The sequence below is a fragment of the Maritalea sp. genome (assembly GCF_047634455.1).
Lineage (GTDB): Bacteria > Pseudomonadota > Alphaproteobacteria > Rhizobiales > Devosiaceae > Maritalea.
The window spans coordinates 1-22230 of the sequence record NZ_JBLIAI010000012.1 but is presented as its reverse complement, the minus strand read 5'-3'; the positions used below and the strand labels follow the sequence as shown (position 1 = coordinate 22230).

Here is a 22230-nt window from a genome sequence, read left to right as displayed (position 1 = left end):
CACGGACATGGCAAAGCAAAATCTTTTATTGTTGCCCGGCGACGGCATCGGCACTGAAATCATGGCAGAGGTGGAAAAGCTAATCGCTCATCTCAATGCAAAAGGCCTTGCGGATGTTGCGTTTGACACGGGGCTTGTAGGCGGTTCAGCCTACGATGCGCATGGCGTTGCGATTTCTGAAGAAGATATGCAAAAAGCATTGGCCGCTGATGCGGTAATTTTTGGCGCAGTAGGTGGCCCGAAATGGGATGATGTGCCTTACGAGCAGCGCCCAGAAGCGGGTCTTTTGCGCTTGCGTAAAGACCTTGGTCTGTTTGCAAACTTGCGTCCCGCCATTTGTTATCCGGCGCTCGCTGATGGCTCGTCATTAAAACGTGAAATCGTTGAAGGTTTGGATATTTTGATTGTGCGGGAATTGACCGGCGGGGTCTATTTCGGCGAACCCAAAGAAATCATCGATTTGGGCAATGGTCAAAAACGCGCGATCGACACGCAAGTTTATGAAACCTACGAAATTGAGCGCATCACGCGCGTGGCTTTTGAGTTGGCAAAAACCCGCGACAACCGTGTGCATTCATCTGAAAAACGCAACGTGATGAAATCAGGTGTTTTGTGGCATGAAGTGGTGAGCGCGATCCATGCCAGCGAATATCCGGACGTAAAGCTTGATCACATTTTGGCAGACAATTGCGCGATGCAATTGGTGCGCAACCCCAAACAATTTGACGTGATCGTAACGGACAATTTGTTCGGCGACATCCTGTCGGATGCAGCGGCCATGTTGACCGGCTCATTGGGTATGTTGCCATCCGCATCGTTGGGTGCGCCGGATGCAATCACTGGTAAACGCAAAGCCTTGTACGAACCCGTGCATGGCTCAGCCCCAGATATTGCGGGCCAAGGCATGGCCAACCCCATCGCCATGATCGCCAGTTTTGCAATGGCATTGCGCTATTCGTTTGAAATGGTTGACCTAGCAGACAAAGTAGAAGCGGCAATCGCTTCTGTTTTGGATGAAGGTTATCGCACAGGCGACATCATGCAAGAGGGCTGCAAAAAGGTCTCAACGTCAGAGATGGGCGACGCGATTATCGCCAAACTCTAATGGGCCGACGGACTTGTGATGAGATGTTGGCATTGCGTTCGCTATGACCAGCTCCACAATTGCTTTGAGCAACAAGTGGGCGCTTATGGTTGTCTAAATTGACCCAGTTCTGGGGCCAATCTGTGCGGCAGGGGAACCGTTCTTAGAAAAACCGTTATTGACTCTTAAACAATTGCCATTAGAACAGGCACAGTTATTTTTTGAATAAAGTGTGAGCATTTGATGCGCGGTTTGGAACAGGCAGCGATGAAGATGAAGACCATGTCCACCATTGGTGGCGTGGCCAAAGCACTTGCAACACCAAAAAAGACCACCACCAAAACCGTTTAACCGTCTTCCCTGGGCTTTCTCCCGACAGGGTGGAGGGTCAAAATGACGGCCGCAACTTCTTAAATGTTGCGCGGGGGTGAAGACAAGGATCAAGAGATTATGGGTTATAGGGTAGCGGTTGTCGGCGCGACAGGTAATGTCGGGCGCGAAATGCTCTCAATTTTGGCAGAACGCGGTTTTCCCGCTGATGAGGTGATTGCGATTGCATCATCACGCTCAGTTGGGCGCGAAGTGACATTTGGCGACAAAACGCTCAAATGCAAAGACCTGCAACATTTTGATTTTACCGGCGTTGATTTTGCATTCATGTCTGCGGGCGGTACCATTTCAGAGAAATGGGCCCCTAAAATTGGCGCACAAGGCTGTATTGTCATCGATAATTCTTCGGCATGGCGTTACCATCAAGACGTGCCGCTGATTGTGCCAGAAGTGAACGCGCATGTGCTTGATAGCTATATGGCTAAAAATGACCGTATGAACATTATCGCTAACCCGAACTGTTCAACCGCGCAGTTGGTTGTGGCGCTCAAGCCGCTACATGATTTTGCAAAAATCAAACGGATTGTGGTTTCGACTTACCAGTCTGTGTCGGGATCTGGTAAAGAGGCATCTGACGAGTTGTGGAACCAGACCAAAGGCGTTTTTGTTACGGATTTGCCGACACCTTCTGTTTTTACGAAACAGATCGCCTTCAACGTGATTCCGCATATCGATGTGTTCATGGAAGATGGATACACCAAAGAAGAGTGGAAAGTTTTGGCTGAAACCAAAAAGATGCTCGACCCAAAAATCAAAGTGACGTGCACAGCTGTGCGTGTGCCGGTATTTGTGGGCCATTCTGAAGCCGTAAACATCGAATTTGAAAACGAAATCACAGCGGATGAAGCGCGCGACATTTTGCGTGAAGCGCCGGGTGTTGCCGTAATCGACAGCCGTGAAGATGGTGGCTATATCACGCCAGTTGAAGCCGCCGGTGAAGACGCAACATATGTCAGCCGTATTCGTGAAGATGCAACAGTTGAGAACGGTCTTAATATTTGGATCGTTTCTGACAATCTACGCAAGGGCGCTGCCCTGAATACGATCCAGATCGCTGAATGCATCATTGAGCGCGGTTTGATGGAAAAAGCGGCATAATGACAATCTGGGTCGCCATATTTGAGGATAAGCCGAATACGCAGCATTTGTTTGATGAGAACAAGGTTGCGCATTTGGCCTATCTCGCGGCCCATTCTGCCCAGGTAAAGTTCGCGGCTGGCCTTTGTGAAAATGAGGGCGAGCCGTCTTATGGTGGCATGTGGGTGATCAAAGCTGATCGCCGCGAAGACGCCGCCCGGATTTGTGAGAATGATCCGTTTTTCACAGGTGGTCGTCGTGCTGGATATAAGTTGGCTGCAGCACATGTTGCCCCTGGCTTTGAAACCCTATTTTGAACCTGAGTTTGCGCGAAGCTCGTGCGTCGGATATTGACGCGATTGCAGATATATTCTTGCGGTCGCGGCAGGTTGCCTTGCCGTTTCTACCCATTGTCCACACACCACAAGAAGACCGTGCCCACATGCAAGATATGCTGGCGCGTGGCCAGATTACGTTGGCCGTTTTGGACGAAAGAGCTGTCGGTTTTCTCGTGGACCTGAAAGGATGGATTGCTCATCTGTATTTGGCCCCGGATGTGCGTCGGTTGGGTATAGGTCAGGCTTTACTAGTTGATGCGAAATCTAAACACCAACGCTTAGAACTTTGGTGCTTTCAGCAAAATTGGGCCGCGCGAGCTTTCTACGAGAAAAACGGTTTTGTTTGCGTCAAAGAAACCGACGGGGACAATGAAGAAAAGCTCCCCGACCGGTTATATCGTTGGCAAAAGAAAGCTGATTAGTCACTCTCAGGGCGCGCAAAATCGCCGGTTTCGCTGTCCATGATCCACAATTCAGCCGTTGAGATGTCAAACCATGCGCCATGTAGGTCGATTTTTTCGGCCTCCATCAATTCACCAATATAGGGAAAACTGGCAAGGTTTTTGATCGATTGGCGCACACCGACGCGTTCGAGCGCGATTTGGCGTTCGCTTTCGGTCATAATGCCAGCTGCTGCGACTTGCTCGGCAACTGGGCCGAGTTGGCTCATCCATTTGCCAATGAAATCGCCATCATCTAACTTGCCCTCGCCGCCCGCAAGTGCTGCGGTGATGCCACCGCAGCGACCATGTCCCATAACCACGATATTAGAAACACCTAAGCCTTTTACAGCAAACTCAATGGCTGCTGATGTAGAGTGGTGGCGACCATCGGGCGCATATTCTGGCACCAAGTTTGCAACATTGCGCACGACAAATAGTTCGCCTGGGTGGGCGCTGAAAATCATTTCAGGTGCTGCGCGGCTGTCGCAGCAAGCAATGATCATTGTTGTCGGGTTTTGGCCGTTTGCGGCCAAGTCACGAATGTTCTGACGCTCGTCTTTAAAGCGGCCATCCATGAATTCACGATAACCGTCGAGCAATTTGTTCGGAAAGCTTTTCATAGGTCTTTCGCATACATGCAATAAATGAACTTTTCAATGCGCCAAAAGTGGGATCGGCCTTGCAAAAAACGAATAACTTGCAAAATTGTCGAATTCGTAGAAAAGCTCTTTGCGAGCTAAAGGAGAAAATATGCAGATTTACCGTTTTATCACCAACGACGATGATAGCCAATTTTGTAAACGTGTCAGCAAAGCCCTGACCGAAGGCTGGGTGCTTTACGGGGAGCCGAAATATGCATTTGACGCCACAGAAAACAAGATGCGATGTGGGCAGGCGGTGACAAAACAGGTGCCGGACCAGACTTTTGACATGGAAATGGCCTTGACAGAGTACTAGACTGAGATGCAATTGGCACATGGTTAACCTTTGCTTACGTTTAGGTAAGGTAGGGTCTCCGACTTAAGAACAAGCCCGTGTTCTTTGACGAATCTCTCTGGGGCGGGTAGATGTTTCAGTGTCTTTGGCTTTTTTGCAAAGACTTAACGCAAATAGATAAGAGGCCTTGTCGCAATGGCTGAACCTAATCGACCTCTCTCGCCGCACCTGCAAATCTATAAATTTGAGATCACGATGGCGATGTCCATTGTGCATCGGATCACAGGAACGGGGCTCTATTTTGGCACGGCATTGCTTGCATGGTGGTTTGCCGCCGCTGCGATTGGTGATGGTGCATTTGATCTGGCGCAGGGCTTTTTCAACCACTGGATCGGTCGTTTGGTCTTGATCGGTTACACGTGGGCTTTGTTCCATCATATGCTTGGCGGGTTGCGCCACTTTGTGTGGGACATGGGCAAGGGGTATGGCCCGGAGCGCTATACCTATGGTTGGCTAACGCTTGTTGGCGGCGTGGTATTGACCGCGTTGCTTTGGCTGTTGGTTCTAATTTAATTTCCTTGGGAGGCTGATGATGAGTTATCGTACCCCTTATTCTCGGGTCACGGGCCTTGGTTCTGCCAAGGAAGGCACCGGACATTTCTGGACCCAGCGCATGACCGCTGTGGCCAATGTGCCGCTGATGCTGTTTTTGGTGTGGCTGGTTGTTTCGCTGATCGGCGCGGATCGTGCGCAAATGGTCGCGACATTTTCTAATCCTGTCATTACCGCATTCACGATCCTGACAATTGTCAGCGCAAGCATTCACATGCGGTTGGGCCTGCAAGTGGTGATTGAAGATTATGTACAGGCGGAAGGCAGCAAACTGGTTTTGATTTTGCTGAACACGTTCTTTTCTTATGGCGTCGCTGCTGTTGCAGTTGTTTCGCTTCTTAAACTAAGCTTTGGGGGCTAAAACCTAATGGCACGCAAAGGTTCTTACGAAATTATTGACCACGCGTTTGATGTGGTTGTTGTTGGCGCTGGTGGCGCTGGATTGCGCGCAACGCTTGGCATGGCCGAGCAAGGTTTGCGCACCGCATGTATTTCTAAAGTGTTTCCGACCCGTTCGCACACGGTTGCGGCGCAGGGTGGCATTGCAGCCTCGTTGAGCAATATGGGCCCAGACAGTTGGCAGTGGCATATGTATGACACCGTCAAAGGCTCTGATTGGCTTGGGGACAATGATGCGATGGAATATCTTGCCCGTGAAGCGCCAGCGGCGGTTTATGAGCTTGAGCATTATGGGGTGCCTTTTTCGCGGACGGAAGAGGGTAAAATTTACCAACGCCCGTTCGGTGGCCACATGCAAAACTTTGGTGAAGGCCCGCCAGTTCAGCGCACATGTGCGGCGGCCGACCGGACAGGCCATGCGATTTTGCACACGCTTTATGGTCAATCCTTGCGCAATAATGCTGAGTTCTTCATTGAATATTTCGCCACAGACTTGTTGATGAGTGAAGACGGCGAATGTATCGGCGTTATTGCTTGGAAACTAGACGACGGCACCATTCACCGGTTCCGCGCTAAACAAACTGTTTTAGCAACGGGTGGTTATGGCCGCGCCTATTTCTCCGCCACTTCTGCGCATACGTGCACAGGTGATGGTGGTGGCATGGTTGCGCGTGCAGGTTTGCCTTTGCAGGACATGGAATTCGTACAGTTCCACCCAACCGGCATTTATGGTGCGGGGGTTTTGATTACTGAAGGCGCGCGCGGTGAGGGTGGTTATGTCACCAACTCCGAAGGCGAGCGCTTTATGGAGCGTTATGCGCCAAACGCGAAAGATTTAGCGTCACGCGACGTGGTTTCGCGCTGCATGACCATGGAAATTCGTGAAGGTCGTGGCGTTGGTCCAAACAAAGATCATATCTATTTGCATCTTGATCACCTCGATCCTGCGGTGTTGGCCGAGCGTTTGCCGGGTATTACCGAAAGCGCAAAAGTTTTTGCTGGTGTTGATCTGACCAAAGAACCCATTCCGGTTATTCCAACAGTTCACTATAATATGGGTGGCATTCCGACCAATTATTGGGGTGAAGTGCTTAACCCAACTGCTGACGATGATAATGCGATTGTGCCGGGCCTTATGGCAGTGGGTGAAGCGGGTTGTGCGTCCGTGCACGGCGCGAACCGTTTGGGATCAAACTCACTGATTGATCTGGTGGTGTTTGGCCGCGCAGCTGCGATTAAAGCGGGCAAGGTTGTTAATCCTGAAACGCCGGTACCAAGTTCAAACCCAGCCAGCGAAGAAAAAGCTTTGGATCGTTTGGATCGCTTGCGCTACGCAGACGGCAAGACACCAACAGCGGTGCTGCGCGACAAGATGCAGCGCACCATGCAAGAAGATGCAGCGGTGTTCCGGACACAGGAAACGTTGCAATCTGGCGTGAAGCGTATGACGGGCATTTTCAAAGATATGGGCGACGTCAAGGTTCACGATCACTCTATGATCTGGAACACAGATTTGGTGGAAACGCTGGAGCTTGAAAACTTGATGGCGAATGCTTTGACGACAGTGGTTTCTGCCGAAGCGCGGCAAGAAAGCCGGGGTGCACATGCGCGCGAAGACTATCCGGATCGAAACGATAAGAAATGGCGTAAGCACACGATTTCCCGTCTCGATGCGAAGGGCAATGTTAAGCTGAGCTATCGTGGTGTGCACGTGGATCCGCTGACCGAAGAGGTCGATTTGAAAAAAATCGCGCCAAAAGCGCGGGTTTATTAAGGGAGTTCAAAATTATGGTACAACTGACCCTGCCTAAAAACTCGCAGCCGACTAAAGGCAAGTCGTGGCCCAAGCCAACTGGCGATAATGTGCGTGAATTCCATATTTATCGGTTTGACCCTGATAGTGGCGAGAACCCCCGGGTTGATACGTTTTTTGTGGATTTGAATGATTGCGGTCCGATGGTGTTGGACGCGCTTTTGTACATCAAGGACAAAATTGATCCGACCCTGACCTTGCGTCGTTCTTGCCGTGAAGGGATTTGTGGCTCGTGCGCGATGAATGTTGGGGGCATGAACACATTGGCCTGTACGAAGGGTATGGACGAGTTTGACGGCCCGATCGCGGTTTATCCGTTGCCGCATATGCCTGTGGTTAAAGACCTTGTGCCAGACCTGACGAATTTTTACGCGCAGCACCGCTCAATTGAGCCTTGGCTGAAAACCAAGTCGCCCGAACCTCAGGCTGAATGGCTGCAATCGCACGGTGATCGCGCCAAGTTGGATGGGCTTTATGAGTGTATTCTTTGTGCATGTTGCTCAACCTCTTGCCCAAGTTATTGGTGGAATGGCGACCGTTATTTGGGCCCAGCTGTTTTGTTGCAGGCCTATCGTTGGTTGATTGATAGCCGGGATGAAGCGACAGGTGAGCGGTTGGACGATTTGGAAGATCCGTTTCGTCTTTATCGTTGCCATACCATCATGAACTGCACCAATACGTGCCCGAAGGGGTTGAACCCGGCTAAAGCGATTGGTGAAATCAAAAAAATGATGGTTGAGCGGCGCGTTTAAGGCGTATGATGATAACGGATTGGATGGGCCAAATTGGCGATTGTAACCATTATAAAAGTTGATGATGTCGCGTATGCGCGCATCCTTATTCCGGCCCTTAAAGGGCACGGCTTTCACCCAATTGAAGGCACCGATATTGGGGTGTCTGGCATGGGGGGCATGGCCGGCCCGGAGGGAATTTCCATAAAAGTGCCAGAAGACGAGGCGGAGGACGCCAGAATTCTCGCACATGCTTTGTTGGCGGACATTGTCGCTAAGTAGGACTTTATTCTTCTAAACGTTTGAATTATGCCCTTGCGCAACACAGCCGCCGTATGTTTGCCACATTCGTTGGCGCACAAGACACCTATTGGCGCGGGGGCGCAATTGAAGAGCTTTTAAGGTTTTCTGGATATGGTTAAAAACTTGAAAAGCTACCGAAGGAGATCTGGCATGAAATTTGGTGTGAAGCAATTGGCGATCGGCGCTAGCATTGGCGCATTGGTGCTGCTTTCTGCTTGTACTTCAACTTCTTCTCCGTTTGCATCGCGTTCCTCCAAGTCCAGCCCACCGCCAGAGCAATTGACCCCGGTTGATAATGGTTCGGTGAACAAGTCGGCTTTGCCCCCTGTGGGGAGTGAGTCAATCACCCAAGCTGATTTGCAATCAAATTCGACTGGCGACCCCGCTTTCACCGATGGTCGCATTGATGGCGACGCAGAAAACCTTTTTGGTGAAATGGATCCGTCATTTGTTTCGCTTGACGATTTGGACGGGAATACAAATGTTGCTGGCCGCGATTTGACTGGCCCGATGACGGTATTAAAACTTCTCGGCGTTTGGACGGTGCAAAGCGAGCAACAAACATGTCGTTTAAACCTTACCCAATCCGCAAAAGGGTCGACCGGTCGCTACCGCGCCTCGTCGCCAGGCTGCACGGTTCCAGCAATTGCAGCCGTTAGCTCTTGGCAGCTTACGGGCAATCAAGTGCAACTGTATAATGAAGCGGGTCAGTTGATTGGCGCTTTGCTGCAAAATGGCGACCGTTTCGTTGGCACCATGGTGGGCGGCCAAGGTATTTCGATGGTTGGCTGATGAGTGTTCTTGCTGACACAGATACAGAAATTGTGCATCTTGACAGCGAACCGAACAGCGTTGGCGCGACCTATCAATCTCTGATCGGCGATGGTGTGCTGCACCCTGATCACCAACAAGCAAAATGTGTTGCTGCATTGGATGGCGTTCGCGCGCGCTTGGATGCTGAAAAACAGACGCTGTCCTTGTTCTCCAAATTTGCGTCCAGAGGCAAGCGCCAAGAGGTGATCAAAGGCCTTTATGTTTGGGGCGCCGTTGGACGCGGCAAAACATTGTTGATGGACATGTTTTTTGAGGCGGTGAAGGAGCCACGCAAGCAACGTGTTCACTTTCATGAATTTATGGACGAGGTGCATAATCGCATTGCGGCCTTTCGCAAAAGTGGGGACGCCGACAAGGTCGGAGATCCGATCCCCTACGTGGTGGCACCAATTATTCAAGACGTGAAACTGTTGTGTTTTGACGAATTTCACGTCAATGACATTACGGATGCGATGTTGTTAAAACGGTTGTTTGAAAAACTGTTCGAGGCGGGCATTGTGATGGTGGCCACTTCGAACGTTGTGCCAGACCAGCTCTATAAAAACGGACTAAATCGGCAATTATTCTTGCCGTTTATCGATCTGTTGCACGAACATGCTGATGTGCTCAACCTTGCCTCAGATACCGACTATCGCCGACAAAAGCTGGAAACCCAGCCGGTGTTTTTCTTTGGCCCAGAAAATGAAACCCGTAACGATATGGATAATGCGTGGCGCAACATTTCGGGCGGTGTCGAAGCTGCTCCAAAAAGTGTTGATCTTTTGGGACGTGACTTTGTGGCGAAGCATCATTTTATGGGCGCGGCGCGATTCGGGTTTAAAGAATTGTGCGAAGCGCCAATGGGGGCGCGTGACTATTTGCGCCTGTCGCACCAGTTTCATACGTTTGTGATTGATGGGGTGCCAAGGTTCGATCGGGCGCGCTCGGACGCGGCCAAAAGGCTGATATTGCTGATCGATACGCTCTATGATCGTGGGGTGAAATTGGTTGCCTCCTTCGAGGCGCCGCTGGACGGGTTAAGTCTTGACGATAAAACGGCTTTTGAGTTTCAACGCACCATCTCAAGACTAATTGAAATGCAGTCAAAGGACTATTTGGCAGCGCCGCTTAAAGATGCAGCCGAATAGGTCTTGATGGCCGGTAGGCCGCATAAACCCCCAAACTTGCTGACTTGTTAGACGAACGGGTCACTTGCGCGGCTTAAACTATGGGGGTAAGGAGGGGCAGGAATTACTCAACCTTACCTATAGGGAAACTTCACAAATGGCTCGCAAAAAAATTGCGCTGATCGGCGCAGGTCAAATTGGTGGAACGCTTGCACATCTGGCAGCATCAAAGGAACTTGGTGACGTCGTATTGTTCGACATTGTAGACGGCGTACCTCAAGGCAAAGCGCTTGATCTTTCGCAAACTTCTTCCGTTGACGGTTTTGACAGCAAGCTTAAAGGCACATCCGAATATAAAGACATTGCTGGTGCTGACGTTGTGATTGTAACCGCTGGTGTGCCGCGCAAGCCGGGCATGAGCCGGGATGACCTTTTAGAGATTAATCTCAAGGTCATGGAGCAAGTTGGTGCGGGTATCGCCAAATATGCGCCGGACGCATTTGTGATCTGTATCACCAACCCGCTTGATGCGATGGTTTGGGCGCTACAGCGTTTTTCTGGTTTGCCAGCAAACAAAGTTGTCGGCATGGCGGGCGTTTTGGATAGTTCGCGTTTCCGGCACTTTATCGCGGACGAGTTTAATGTTTCCATTAAAGACGTAACAGCATTTGTTATGGGCGGACATGGCGACACCATGGTGCCGCTTACACGTTACTCCTCCGTTGCGGGTATTCCACTGACGGATCTGATCAAAATGGGCTGGATCACCAAAGAACGTTTGGAAGAGATCGTTCAACGCACACGTGATGGCGGTGCTGAAATTGTTGGGCTGTTGAAAACGGGTTCTGCATTTTATGCGCCAGCCGCATCTGCGATTGCGATGGCGGAAAGCTATTTGAAAGACCAAAAACGCGTGCTGCCATGTGCGGCTTATTTGAAGGGCGAATTTGGTGTTAAGGGAATGTATGTGGGTGTTCCTGTAGTACTTGGCGCCGATGGTGTTGAAAGAGTTGTTGAGATTTCATTGAGCAAGTCTGAGCAAAGCCAATTTGATAAGTCAGTTGGCTCGGTTCAAGGGCTTGTTGAAGCTTGCAAGAAAATCGCGCCTAAACTGGCGTAATTGGGCATAACAAGTAACAAAATCGCTAACCAAGGTGGAGTGACGCGATGAATATTCACGAATATCAGGCCAAGAAATTATTGGCCTCCTTTGGTGCACCAGTATCCAAAGGTATTCCAATTTTTTCTAAAGAAGAAGCCCGTGCGGCAGCCGAAGAACTAGGTGGCCCGTTGTGGGTGGTTAAAAGCCAAATCCACGCAGGTGGACGCGGTAAAGGCAAGTTTAAAGAATTGCCAGAAGACGCCAAAGGCGGCGTACGGTTGGCGTTCTCGATGGATGAAATGCAATCCCATGTTGACGAAATGCTCGGCAACACATTGGTGACCAAGCAAACCGGCCCTGCTGGTAAGCAAGTGAACCGGTTGTATATTGAAGACGGTGCTGACATTGAGCGTGAGCTTTATTTGTCGTTGCTCGTTGACCGGACAACTGGCCGCGTGGCCTTTGTTGTCTCAACGGAAGGCGGGATGGATATTGAAGCTGTTGCTGAAGCAACCCCTGAAAAAATCCACACGCTACCAATTGATCCAGACCATGGTGTAACAGCCAAAGACGCAGCAACCATTTGCGCGTCGCTTGAACTTAATGGTGTTGCTAAAGAAGATGGGATGAACTTGTTCCCAATTCTTTATAAAGCGTTCGTTGAAACCGACATGGCTTTGCTTGAGATCAACCCATTGATCGTCATGAAAGATGGTCGCTTGCGGGTGTTGGATGCGAAAGTTTCTTTCGATAATAATGCCATGTTCCGCCACGCGGACATTGCTGAATTGCGGGACCTGTCCGAAGAAGACGAAAAAGAAATTGAAGCCAGCAAATATGATCTGGCCTATATCGCTTTGGACGGCACCATTGGTTGCATGGTGAACGGCGCTGGTTTGGCAATGTCGACCATGGACATCATCAAATTGTACGGCGAAGAGCCTGCGAACTTCTTAGATGTTGGTGGCGGTGCGAATGCTGAAAAAGTGACTGCTGCGTTTAAAATCATCACGGCTGACCCCAGCGTTAAAGGCATCCTTGTGAACATCTTTGGCGGCATTATGCGCTGTGATGTGATCGCGGAAGGCGTTTTGACGGCGGTTAAAGAAGTTGGTTTGCAAGTGCCGCTTGTTGTGCGGCTTGAAGGCACCAAGGTTGCTGAAGGCAAGAAACTGATTGCTGAGAGCGGTTTGAATGTGATCGCTGCGGATGATCTGGATGATGCTGCACAAAAAATCGTTGCTGCAGTGAAGGGGGCATAACCAATGTCAATTTTGATCAATAAAGACACAAAAGTATTGGTTCAGGGTCTGACCGGTAAAACGGGCACTTTCCACACCGAACAAGCACTTGCTTATTACGGCACCAAAATGGTTGGTGGCACGCACCCCAAAAAGGGCGGCGAAAAGTGGACTTCGGGTCTTGATGGCACTGAGTTGCCGATTTTCACAACTGTTGCTGAAGGTAAGGGCCAAACTGGTGCAAACGCGTCTGTGATCTATGTGCCACCAGCGGGCGCAGCATCAGCGATTATGGAAGCGATTGAAGCGGAGATTGAACTGATTGTTTGTATTACTGAAGGTGTGCCCGTTATGGACATGGTGAAAGTAAACGCGGCGTTGGCGAAATCAAAGTCACGCTTGATCGGTCCGAACTGTCCCGGCGTTTTGACCCCTGAAGAATGCAAAATCGGCATTATGCCAGGCAATATTTTCCAAAAGGGTTCTGTGGGCATCGTATCGCGCTCAGGTACTTTGACCTATGAAGCGGTGTTCCAAACTACAAATGCAGGCCTTGGTCAAACTACGGCTGTTGGCATTGGTGGTGACCCGGTTAAGGGCACTGAATTTATCGATATGCTGGAAATGTTCTTGGCAGATGACGACACCAAATCGATTGTGATGATCGGTGAAATTGGTGGTTCTGCGGAAGAAGAAGCCGCGCAATTTATCATTGATGAAGCTAAAAAAGGCCGTTCGAAACCGATGGTTGGCTTCATTGCAGGTCTAACAGCTCCTCCGGGCCGAACAATGGGTCACGCCGGTGCGGTTATTTCTGGCGGCAAAGGCGGCGCAGAAGACAAAATTGCGGCAATGGAAGCGGCGGGCATAAATGTCTCTCGTTCTCCAGCTAAAATCGGTGAAACCCTTCTTAAGGTTTTGAAGGGCTAAAAAGCATTTATCGCGCGCGGGTTATCGTTAAGTAAAACATAACGCCTCGCGCGCGATACTTAATGACTATTTTCGGCAGTTAGCCGATATGTTGGATCCCTCAAGTGTTGAGGGTCTTTGGATTAGGGGACGACGAGGCCACTCCTCGCCAGGCAAGTCATGACACGACAAGAACAGAACTCTGCGTTTCTGCTCACATCCTTCCTTGATGGAGGTAATGCGGGCTATATCGAACAGCTTTATGCTAATTTTCAAGAGGACCCCGCCAGTGTTGACGAAACATGGCGGTCTTTTTTTGGCTCAATGGATGATGACGCCCTAGATGTTATCAAAAGCGCAAAAGGCCCATCTTGGGCGCGCAAAGATTGGCCAAAGGCTGCGGGCGGTGAACTTGTTTCCGCGCTAGATGGCGATTGGGGCGAAGTCGAGCAGCGCGCGGTCAAAGCCGTTGAGAAACAAGCCAAAACGGCGGGACGCGACCTGAGTTCGCAAGACGTGCAACAGGCCACGCGCGATTCTATTCATTCGATCATGATGATTCGCGCCTATCGGATGCGCGGTCATTTGCATGCCGACCTTGATCCTTTGGGGTTGGCGGTGCTGGAAAGTGCGCCAGAGCTTGACCCTGCGAGTTATGGGTTTACGCCAGCGGATTACGACCGAAAGATTTTCATCGATAATTATCTCGGGCTGGAATATGCCACGATCCCCGAGATGATTGAGATATTGAAACGCACTTATTGCTCAACTTTTGCGATTGAGTTTATGCATATTTCCAACCCAGACGAAAAGGGTTGGCTGCAGGAGCGTATTGAAGGGCCAGACAAAGAAATCGCTTTCACCAAAGAAGGGCGTATCGCGATTTTGAAAAAACTGATTGAGGCTGATGGCTTTGAAAAGTTTTTGGACGTCAAATATACTGGCACCAAACGTTTTGGTTTGGATGGGGCGGAAAGTCTTATCCCAGCGCTTGAACAAATCATCAAGCGTGGCGGCGCGATGGGCGTTAGGGACATTGTTCTTGGCATGGCGCATCGTGGTCGATTGAATGTTTTGACGCAAGTGATGGGCAAGCAACATCGTGCTTTGTTTAACGAATTTAAGGGCGGTTCCGCCGTGCCGGACGATGTGGAAGGCTCTGGGGATGTGAAATATCACCTTGGTGCTTCATCTGACCGGGAGTTTGATGACAATAGTGTTCACCTGTCTTTGACCGCTAATCCGTCTCACCTTGAGATCGTGAACCCGGTTGTGTTGGGCAAGGCGCGCGCCAAGCAAGATCAGCACAATGCCAAAGATGGTATTTTCATTGCACCCAAAAACAGCGACCGCAGCTCTGTGTTGCCATTGCTTTTGCACGGTGATGCAGCGTTTGCAGGTCAGGGTGTTGTGGCAGAGTGTTTTGGCCTATCAGGTCTTAAGGGGCACCGTACGGGCGGTTCGATCCATTTTGTGATCAACAACCAAATTGGCTTTACAACAGCGCCGATGTATTCACGTTCGTCACCCTATCCAACAGATGTGGCCAAGATGATTGAAGCCCCGGTGTTGCACGTGAACGGCGATGATCCCGAGGCTGTGGTCTTTGCGGCGAAAGTGGCGATTGAATATAGGCAAAAATTCCACAAGCCAGTTGTGATCGATATGTTCTGCTACCGGCGTTTTGGGCATAATGAGGGTGATGAACCATCATTTACACAGCCTGAAATGTATAAACGGATCCGCGCGCACAGAACCACGTTGCAAATTTATGGTGATCGTTTGGTTGCGGAAGGTGTGTTGACGGCTGATGAAGTTAGCCGCTTGGTTGATGATTGGCGGGCCCATTTGCAAAGTGAGTTCGACGCGGGCGACGATTATAAGCCAAACAAAGCAGACTGGATGGATGGGGCTTGGAAAAACCTCACTATGGCCGAAGATGGCGCGCGTCGTGGCAATTCAGGGGTCGAGATTGATGAATTGCTGACAATTGGCAATAAAATCACTGAGGTGCCTGAAGGCTTTAGCGCGCACAAAACCATCAAACGCTTCATGAACAATCGCCGCAAAGTGATTGATGCAGGCGAGGGCGTTGATTGGGCCTTGGCCGAAGCTCTAGCTTTTGGGTCGTTGGTCAACGAAGGGCATCCGGTTCGCTTGTCTGGTCAAGATTGTGAACGCGGCACGTTTTCGCAACGCCACACGGTGATCCATGATCAGGAAACAGGTGCGCAATTCACGCCCCTTAACAATGTGGGTGCGGGCCAAGCTCGATATGAAGTGATCAATTCAATGTTGTCCGAAGAAGCCGTACTTGGCTTTGAATATGGCTATTCATTGACTGAGCCAAATGCATTGACCATTTGGGAAGCCCAATTTGGTGATTTCGTCAATGGCGCGCAGGTATTGATCGACCAATTTATCTCATCTGGTGAACGCAAGTGGCTCCGGATGTCTGGCTTGGTTTTGTTGTTGCCGCATGGCTATGAGGGCCAAGGCCCCGAACACTCGTCTGCTCGGATGGAGCGCTATTTGCAGCTTTGTGCGGAAGACAATATGCAAGTGGCGAACTGCACGACACCGGCAAACTATTTCCATATTTTGCGACGTCAACTGAAGCGTGATTTCCGCAAGCCATTATTGTTGATGACACCAAAGAGCTTGCTGCGCCACAAGCGGTGCACATCGACTTTGGAAGAGTTGGGACCAAATAGCACCTTCCACCGTTTGTTGTGGGATGATGCTGAAGCACCAAATAGCCACACTGACATTAAGTTGCAGGCGGATGATAAAATTCGTCGCGTCATTCTTTGTTCGGGCAAAGTCTATTTTGATCTGCTTGAAGACCGCGAAAAACGCGGCATTGATGATGTCTATTTGATGCGGCTTGAGCAGCTTTATCCGTTCCCAGCCAAAGCGCTGCATGATGAACTTTCAAGGTTTGAAAACGCGGAAGTGGTTTGGTGCCAAGAAGAACCAAAAAATATGGGTGCTTGGTTCTTCATTCAGCCCTATGTTGAATGGGTCTTGGAACAAATGGATCGAGCTGGCGAACGTCCACGTTATGTGGGTCGCGCAGCTTCTGCATCGACGGCAACGGGTTTGATGCGTACGCATTTGGCGCAATTGCAAGCCTTCTTGGATGAGGCGTTTGCTGACTGATGACAACAGAATTTAGATAGGAAACTTTAAACAAAATGTCTGTTGAAATTAGAGTGCCCACTCTTGGCGAAAGCGTGAAAGAAGCCACGATTGGGCAATGGTTCAACAAGCCTGGCGACACCGTTATAGCGGACGAGCCAGTGGTTGAACTGGAAACGGATAAGGTGACAATTGAAGTGCCTGCCCCCGCAAGCGGTATTCTGGAAGCAATAAGCTTTTCAGAAGGCGAAACGGTTGAAGTGGGCGCATTAATTGGTGCCATTGCAGATGGCGTCGTGGCGGCCCCATCTGAACAAAGTCAAAACGAGCAAGAAACAAGCGAGGCCAGCATGGCGAGCGATGATAAAAATAATGCAGCGCCAGTAGATATTGTGGTGCCAGTTGCAGGTGAATCTGTTGTTGAGGCAGATGTTGGCGAATGGTTCAAAAAGGTCGGCGACCGGGTAGAACTGGATGAAGCGATTGTTGAACTTGAAACCGATAAAGCGGCGATGGATGTTTCTTCGCCGGTTGCCGGCACACTGATAGAGGTTGCCGCTGAAAGTGGTGAAACGGTTGAAGTTGGCGCATTGCTTGCCCGCATTCAACCAGGTGATGGCAGCGCAGCAGTTGCTGTATCACCAGCCTCAGCTCCAGCCCCGGAACCTGCGGCCGCGGCACCTGCGGCCGCATCAGCGGTTGCTCCCAAAGTTGGTGGTACAGAAATGCCGCCTGCGCCATCAGCTGCGAAAATGATGGCAGAGAAAAACATCGACGCTTCTGGCGTTGCAGGTTCTGGCAAACGCGGTCAAGTCTTGAAAGAAGATGTGATTGCAGCGGCCGCCAATTTTGGCAGCACAGCGGTTGCCAAAACTGCACCAACACCGGTTCGTGCGCCATCAAATGCTGATGATGCACCGCGTGAAGAGCGGGTGAAGATGACGCGTTTGCGCAAAACAATCGCGACCCGCTTGAAAGAAGCCCAAAATACAGCGGCGATGCTGACCACTTTTAACGAAGTGGACATGAAGCCAATTATGGACTTACGCAAGGCGTACAAAGACCTGTTCGAGAAAAAGCATGGCGTGAAGCTTGGCTTCATGGGCTTTTTCACCAAAGCGGTTGTGCATGCACTCAAAGAAATCCCAGCCGTAAATGCTGAGGTTGATGGCACAGATTTGGTCTACAAAAACTATGCGCATGTTGGGGTGGCTGTTGGCACCGACAAGGGCTTGGTTGTGCCGGTGGTGCGCGACGCGGATCAGATGTCTATTGCTGAAATTGAGCAGGAAATTGGTCGTTTGGGCCGGGCAGCACGTGATGGCGAATTGTCCATGGCAGAAATGCAGGGCGGCACATTCACCATTTCAAACGGCGGTGTTTATGGCTCATTGATGTCGACGCCAATTCTGAATGCTCCACAATCTGGCATTTTGGGCATGCATAAAATTCAAGAGCGTCCAGTTGTTGTGAACGGCGAAATTGTTATTCGTCCGATGATGTATTTGGCACTTTCATATGATCACCGGATTGTTGACGGCAAGGAAGCAGTAACGTTCCTTGTGCGCTTGAAAGAAAGCTTGGAAGACCCACAACGTTTGGTTTTGGATATCTAGTTGTAATCGGCGCGCGGCATAACTTGTTGCGCGCCATACCTATTGCTCTCCCCATCATAATAAGGCGAAATCAATTCGCCATGAAATCGGGTTTATAATATTTTACGAGGCTATTATGTCGGACAAATTTGATCTCACCTTTATCGGAACCGGCCCTGGCGGCTATGTTGGCGCAATCCGCGCGGCGCAATTGGGCTTAAAGGTTGCTGTTGTTGAAAAACGTGCAACCCACGGCGGCACGTGCCTCAATATTGGCTGTATCCCTTCAAAAGCGCTGTTGCATGCATCGGAATTGTTTGAAGAAGCCAATCACACTTTTGCGAAATTAGGTATTCAGGTTGAGCCACAACTGGATCTTGGCGCAATGCTCAAGCACAAAGACGATACGGTCAGCTCAAACACAACCGGCATTGAGTTCTTGCTCAAAAAGAACAAGATCACCGCATTTCATGGCCTAGGCAAAATCGAAGCGCCAGGCAAAGTCAAAGTCACAGCTGAGGACGGTTCAGAACAGGTCATCGAAACCAGCAATATTGTGATCGCTACGGGTTCAGATTCGGCCAATTTGCGCGGGGTTGAAATTGACGAAAAACGTGTGGTGAGTTCAACTGGCGCATTGGAACTGGCTGAAGTGCCGAAGAAATTGCTAGTTGTTGGTGCGGGCGTTATTGGCCTTGAATTGGGTTCTGTTTGGTCGCGTCTGGGCGCTGAAGTCACTGTGGTTGAGTTCCTTGATCGGATTTTGCCGGGCATGGACAGCGAGATCGCGAAAAACTTCCAACGCACGCTGAAAAAGCAGGGCTTCAAGTTTAAACTTGGCACTAAGGTGACTGGCGTTGATAATTCTGGCGAGGTTCTGAAAGCCACAATTGAGCCTGCCGCTGGCGGCGATGCGGAGGAAATTGAAGCTGACGTGATCCTGGTGGCTATCGGTCGCACGCCTTATACGCAAGGTCTTGGACTTGAAGCCGTTGGTGTTGAATTGGACGAGCGCGGTCGGGTAAAAACGGATGCGCATTACAAATCAAATATTGACGGCATATATGCGATTGGTGATGTGATTGTCGGCCCGATGTTGGCCCACAAAGCTGAAGACGAAGGCGTTGCGGTGGCTGAGATTTTGGCCGGGCAAGCAGGGCATGTGAACTACGGAGTGATCCCGGGCGTTGTTTACACGAACCCAGAAGTGGCCGCTGTTGGTCAAACGGAAGACGACGTGAAAGACGCAGGCATTGAATATAAGATCGGTAAGTTCAATTTCACCGCAAACGGGCGCGCCAAAGCGATGTTGGCAACCGATGGATTTGTCAAAATCATTGCCGACAAAGCCACCGACCGCGTGCTTGGCGCGCACATCATCGGAAAAGGCGCTGGGGAATTGATCCACGAAGTTGCGGTTTTGATGGAATTTGGCGGATCGGCCGAAGATTTGGCCCGCACATGTCACGCTCATCCAACCATGTCAGAAGCTGTGCGCGAAGCGGCGATGGGATGTGGCGATGGCACCATTCATATGTAATTGAGCTCAGGCTCAATTGATGATCTAAATAAAGTGCCGGGGTTCGCTCCGGCGCTTCTTTTTTGCGGGGATGAGTGAATGGTTAAGCTGCCAACATTGAACGAGATCGAACAGCGTTATGTCCAACTTGCGGGCCAAGTGTTGCGCACACCAACGATCAAAGCGGCATCACGCAAGCTCACCGATGTGCTTGGACCCGACCTCTATTTAAAGCTTGAGCTGTTTCAACACACGGGGACGTTTAAGGCGCGTGGGGCGCTCTCCGTGATCAGCACATTGACCGACGCGCAAAAAGCAAATGGCATAACCGCCGTGAGCGCGGGCAACCACGCCATTGCCGCCAGCTGGGCCGCGCGCAAGGCAGGCATTTCGGCCAAAGTGGTGATGACCAGAACAGCAAATCCTTTGCGGATAGAACGCTCAAAAGCTGAGGGCGCGGAGGTTATTCTTTGCGATGATATCGCGGCCGCTTTTGCAGAAGTGCAACGGCTGGAACAACAAGAGGGCCGCACTTTTGTACATCCGTTTGAGGGCATAAACACGACGCTTGGCGCTGCGGGCGTCGGGCTTGAGCTGATGCAGGATGTGGCTGATTTGGACGTGGTGATCGTTTCAATCGGCGGCGGCGGGTTGATTTCGGGTGTCGCCAGTGCGGTAAAACAGATCAATCCGAACTGCAAAGTCTATGGGGTGGAACCCATCGGCGCTGCGTCCATGTCCACGTCGCGAAACGCCAAAAAACCCGTGACGATGGACAAGATCGACACAATTGCCGATAGCCTCGCGCCACCATACTCACTGCCCTATAGTTTTGCGCTGAACCAAGTGTTTGTTGATGACGTTATTACTGTTACTGACGATCAGATTTGTGGCGGCATGGCGCTTTTTCAAGAAGAGTTGAAATTGGCTGTTGAACCCGCAGCTGGCGCAACCCTAGCGGCCGCACTTGGCCCCTTGCGCGAGCACGTGGCGGGCAAGAAAGTTGGCTTGGTGGTGTGCGGCGCAAATATTGACAGTGCAACCTTTGCGCAGCAAATTGTGCGCGGGCAAGACCATGTGGGTGCGTTGTTGGGTTGACACTCGGCTGCTAGTCACTGGGATTTTTGTGCGAGCAATAATGTCATGCCAAAGCATAGTGGGTCTTCAAGAACGAACTCTTTGATTGTTAGCCCGTTCTCGGTAAGAATATTTTGGTACTCGGTTGGGGAAAGACTGGCATGGTAGACGCTGTCGTCGCACACATAACCTGCGACCTCTCCGTCATCGGGTCCTACAGTTAACAATAGTGACCCATCAGGAACTAAGTAGTCTGCAAGCACAGGCAAAACCGCGCGTTGCTCGTCTTTGGTGAGGTGAAAGAAGCTGTTCCACCCAATTATACCTGCAAATTTTTCGGGTAGGTTCAAAGACCGCATGTCTTGAATGCGCCAATCTTCATTTGGGAAATTGTTGCGGGCTAGTTTTATCATTTCGACACAAGCGTCAACGCCGATTGTCGTTCTGTTGTTTTCGATGAAATATCGCGCGATCGGGTCGCCCGCGCCGCAGCCCAGGTCAAGGATCTTGCCATATCTGGGCGCGAGGTCGAGAAATCCATCTAACCAGCGCCTTTCAACTAGGTCTTTGGGACGCTCAGAAGTCCATTTGTGCGCATTCCGTTCGTAGACCCGTTGGGTTTGCGTCGACAATTCACGAAGTTCTGGCGGTTCAACGCTCATCAGGTTGTCCTTTGCTAAGAAGTTACCGCTCCAACATCACCCGCTCAACGGTATAGCCTTCATTGCGCAAACCTTCCACCACACCTGTTTCGCCGATCAGGTGCAATGCGCCGACAGCGATGAAGGCTGAGCCTTGATCGATAAGTTCAGCGGATTTTTCCACCATGCCTTGATTACGGATATCGAGCAATTCACGTTGGAAACTGCGCATATCCGCCTCACCCTCTTTGAGGCTGTAGGAGTAGTGCATCATTAACGGCAGCATCACGCCAATTTCTTCATCAAGATAAATCTCGGTGATTGATTGTAAAAGGTCGTCATAAATCCCGTCACGATGTTGTTGGGCTGCATCGTCCAACGACTTGTAGAAAAAGCTTTTGTCGATACCGCCAATGGCGTTGATTTGTTGGCGCACCGTTTCCAAGCCGACAATGGCTTTGCCCGCCGCGCGAGCTGTATTCTCCATCGCGACGTCGAGGAAATTTGTGTCGGCGAGATCCATTTCGACATCACACAAAGTCGAGGCAAGCATTGAGGCGCTAAGCCAGGGTTGCAGGGGGTCGAGTTGATCAAAGTCCATGCCACGCTCATTGAGCAATTTATCGACTTGAGCAACCGTTTCGTCGCTCAGATTATCGCTGAGGTTTTGGCCCTCGGGCTGGAACATCAATTCAGGCGTTTCGCTCATGATGAGACCCATTTCGTAAGCGGTCTTGGACCCATCCAACTCACCCACGAATGTTTGGGCTGCGTCCAATGCCGCTTGCACATTCCTTGGCAAATTCAGGATGCGCTCATCAGATTTGTGCATCGTGCCAAAAAGCCAAGACACATGTTCATCATCTTCATGGCTGATTTTCCAAAATAGTCCACGGCTGTTCAGTGTCGCATCTGCTTGCGCTTTGATGTTGGCAAAAG

Annotated in this window: 22 protein-coding genes; 19 read left to right on the top strand and 3 right to left on the bottom strand. The window is 50.6% G+C overall.

The features are described 5' to 3' along the window. Nucleotides 1-7: 7 nt before the first annotated feature. The 4 genes from leuB (at nucleotide 8) to ACJAZW_RS05325 (ending at nucleotide 3311) form a co-directional block, all read left to right on the top strand. The gene (gene leuB / locus ACJAZW_RS05340; RefSeq protein WP_415155844.1) at nucleotides 8-1105 is read left to right on the top strand and encodes a 3-isopropylmalate dehydrogenase; all 1098 of its coding nucleotides are present in this window, start codon (nucleotides 8-10) and stop codon (nucleotides 1103-1105) included. Nucleotides 1106-1534: 429 nt separating this feature from the next. After that, complete coding sequence (locus ACJAZW_RS05335; protein WP_415155843.1) at nucleotides 1535-2572, top strand: aspartate-semialdehyde dehydrogenase; 1038 nt, start codon at nucleotides 1535-1537, stop codon at nucleotides 2570-2572. Next, the gene (locus ACJAZW_RS05330) at nucleotides 2572-2868 is read left to right on the top strand and encodes a YciI family protein (protein WP_415155842.1); all 297 of its coding nucleotides are present in this window, start codon (nucleotides 2572-2574) and stop codon (nucleotides 2866-2868) included. Before ACJAZW_RS05335 ends, ACJAZW_RS05330 begins: the two co-directional genes overlap by 1 nt. An 8-nt stretch (nucleotides 2869-2876) precedes the next feature. Then, nucleotides 2877-3311 carry a GNAT family N-acetyltransferase gene (locus ACJAZW_RS05325; RefSeq protein WP_415155841.1) on the top strand — a complete coding sequence of 145 codons (435 nt, stop codon included), beginning with the start codon at nucleotides 2877-2879 and terminating at the stop codon, nucleotides 3309-3311. Here the strand turns inward: ACJAZW_RS05325 and ACJAZW_RS05320 are convergent. Beyond that, nucleotides 3308-3952 (bottom strand): carbonic anhydrase, encoded by a 645-nt coding sequence (locus ACJAZW_RS05320; protein WP_415155840.1) that lies wholly within the window; start codon nucleotides 3950-3952, stop codon nucleotides 3308-3310. The genes ACJAZW_RS05325 and ACJAZW_RS05320 overlap by 4 nt on opposite strands. Nucleotides 3953-4082: 130 nt before the next feature. Between ACJAZW_RS05320 and ACJAZW_RS05315 the strand changes: the two genes are divergently transcribed. From ACJAZW_RS05315 to ACJAZW_RS05245, 15 genes are all read left to right on the top strand, one after another. Next, nucleotides 4083-4289, top strand: a complete 207-nt coding sequence (locus tag ACJAZW_RS05315) for a DUF1737 domain-containing protein (RefSeq protein ID WP_415155839.1) — start codon at nucleotides 4083-4085, stop codon at nucleotides 4287-4289. Between the two features lie 174 nt (nucleotides 4290-4463). Beyond that, the gene (gene sdhC, locus ACJAZW_RS05310; protein WP_415155838.1) at nucleotides 4464-4841 is read left to right on the top strand and encodes a succinate dehydrogenase, cytochrome b556 subunit; all 378 of its coding nucleotides are present in this window, start codon (nucleotides 4464-4466) and stop codon (nucleotides 4839-4841) included. 19 nt (nucleotides 4842-4860) lie between these two features. Further along, a complete protein-coding gene (gene sdhD, locus ACJAZW_RS05305) occupies nucleotides 4861-5241 on the top strand; it encodes a succinate dehydrogenase, hydrophobic membrane anchor protein (protein ID WP_415155837.1) in 381 nt (126 codons plus the stop codon). 6 nt (nucleotides 5242-5247) lie between these two features. Next, on the top strand, nucleotides 5248-7053 hold the full coding sequence (sdhA, locus tag ACJAZW_RS05300) for a succinate dehydrogenase flavoprotein subunit (protein ID WP_415155836.1): 1806 nt from the start codon (nucleotides 5248-5250) through the stop codon (nucleotides 7051-7053). A gap of 14 nt (nucleotides 7054-7067) precedes the next feature. Continuing rightward, nucleotides 7068-7844, top strand: a complete 777-nt coding sequence (locus tag ACJAZW_RS05295) for a succinate dehydrogenase iron-sulfur subunit (protein WP_415155835.1) — start codon at nucleotides 7068-7070, stop codon at nucleotides 7842-7844. A 33-nt stretch (nucleotides 7845-7877) separates the two neighbouring features. After that, nucleotides 7878-8105, top strand: coding sequence for a hypothetical protein (locus tag ACJAZW_RS05290; RefSeq protein ID WP_415155834.1), 228 nt, complete (start codon nucleotides 7878-7880; stop codon nucleotides 8103-8105). Between the two features lie 171 nt (nucleotides 8106-8276). After that, a complete protein-coding gene (locus tag ACJAZW_RS05285; RefSeq protein WP_415155833.1) occupies nucleotides 8277-8918 on the top strand; it encodes an AprI/Inh family metalloprotease inhibitor in 642 nt (213 codons plus the stop codon). Then, complete coding sequence (gene zapE / locus ACJAZW_RS05280) at nucleotides 8918-10087, top strand: cell division protein ZapE (protein WP_415155832.1); 1170 nt, start codon at nucleotides 8918-8920, stop codon at nucleotides 10085-10087. The genes ACJAZW_RS05285 and zapE overlap by 1 nt, the downstream gene beginning before the upstream one ends. Nucleotides 10088-10223: 136 nt before the next feature. Next, a complete protein-coding gene (gene mdh, locus ACJAZW_RS05275) occupies nucleotides 10224-11186 on the top strand; it encodes a malate dehydrogenase (RefSeq protein ID WP_415155831.1) in 963 nt (320 codons plus the stop codon). A gap of 47 nt (nucleotides 11187-11233) precedes the next feature. Further along, complete coding sequence (gene sucC / locus ACJAZW_RS05270; RefSeq protein WP_415155830.1) at nucleotides 11234-12430, top strand: ADP-forming succinate--CoA ligase subunit beta; 1197 nt, start codon at nucleotides 11234-11236, stop codon at nucleotides 12428-12430. Nucleotides 12431-12433: 3 nt separating this feature from the next. Continuing rightward, entirely contained in the window at nucleotides 12434-13339 is a 906-nt protein-coding gene (gene sucD / locus ACJAZW_RS05265) for a succinate--CoA ligase subunit alpha (RefSeq protein ID WP_415155829.1), read from the top strand. Between the two features lie 159 nt (nucleotides 13340-13498). Beyond that, nucleotides 13499-16480, top strand: coding sequence for a 2-oxoglutarate dehydrogenase E1 component (locus ACJAZW_RS05260; protein WP_415155828.1), 2982 nt, complete (start codon nucleotides 13499-13501; stop codon nucleotides 16478-16480). Between the two features lie 35 nt (nucleotides 16481-16515). Continuing rightward, nucleotides 16516-18075 carry a 2-oxoglutarate dehydrogenase complex dihydrolipoyllysine-residue succinyltransferase gene (odhB, locus tag ACJAZW_RS05255; RefSeq protein WP_415155827.1) on the top strand — a complete coding sequence of 520 codons (1560 nt, stop codon included), beginning with the start codon at nucleotides 16516-16518 and terminating at the stop codon, nucleotides 18073-18075. Nucleotides 18076-18190: 115 nt separating this feature from the next. Next, on the top strand, nucleotides 18191-19594 hold the full coding sequence (gene lpdA, locus ACJAZW_RS05250) for a dihydrolipoyl dehydrogenase (RefSeq protein ID WP_415155826.1): 1404 nt from the start codon (nucleotides 18191-18193) through the stop codon (nucleotides 19592-19594). A gap of 78 nt (nucleotides 19595-19672) precedes the next feature. After that, a complete protein-coding gene (locus ACJAZW_RS05245) occupies nucleotides 19673-20671 on the top strand; it encodes a threonine/serine dehydratase (protein ID WP_415155825.1) in 999 nt (332 codons plus the stop codon). A 14-nt stretch (nucleotides 20672-20685) separates the two neighbouring features. On the opposite strand, the gene ACJAZW_RS05240 is transcribed toward ACJAZW_RS05245, so the two are convergent. Further along, a complete protein-coding gene (locus ACJAZW_RS05240) occupies nucleotides 20686-21312 on the bottom strand; it encodes a class I SAM-dependent methyltransferase (protein WP_415155824.1) in 627 nt (208 codons plus the stop codon). A 22-nt stretch (nucleotides 21313-21334) separates the two neighbouring features. After that, nucleotides 21335-22230 (bottom strand): TraB/GumN family protein (locus ACJAZW_RS05235; protein ID WP_415155823.1); only part of this gene is annotated, 896 nt, incomplete at its 5' end.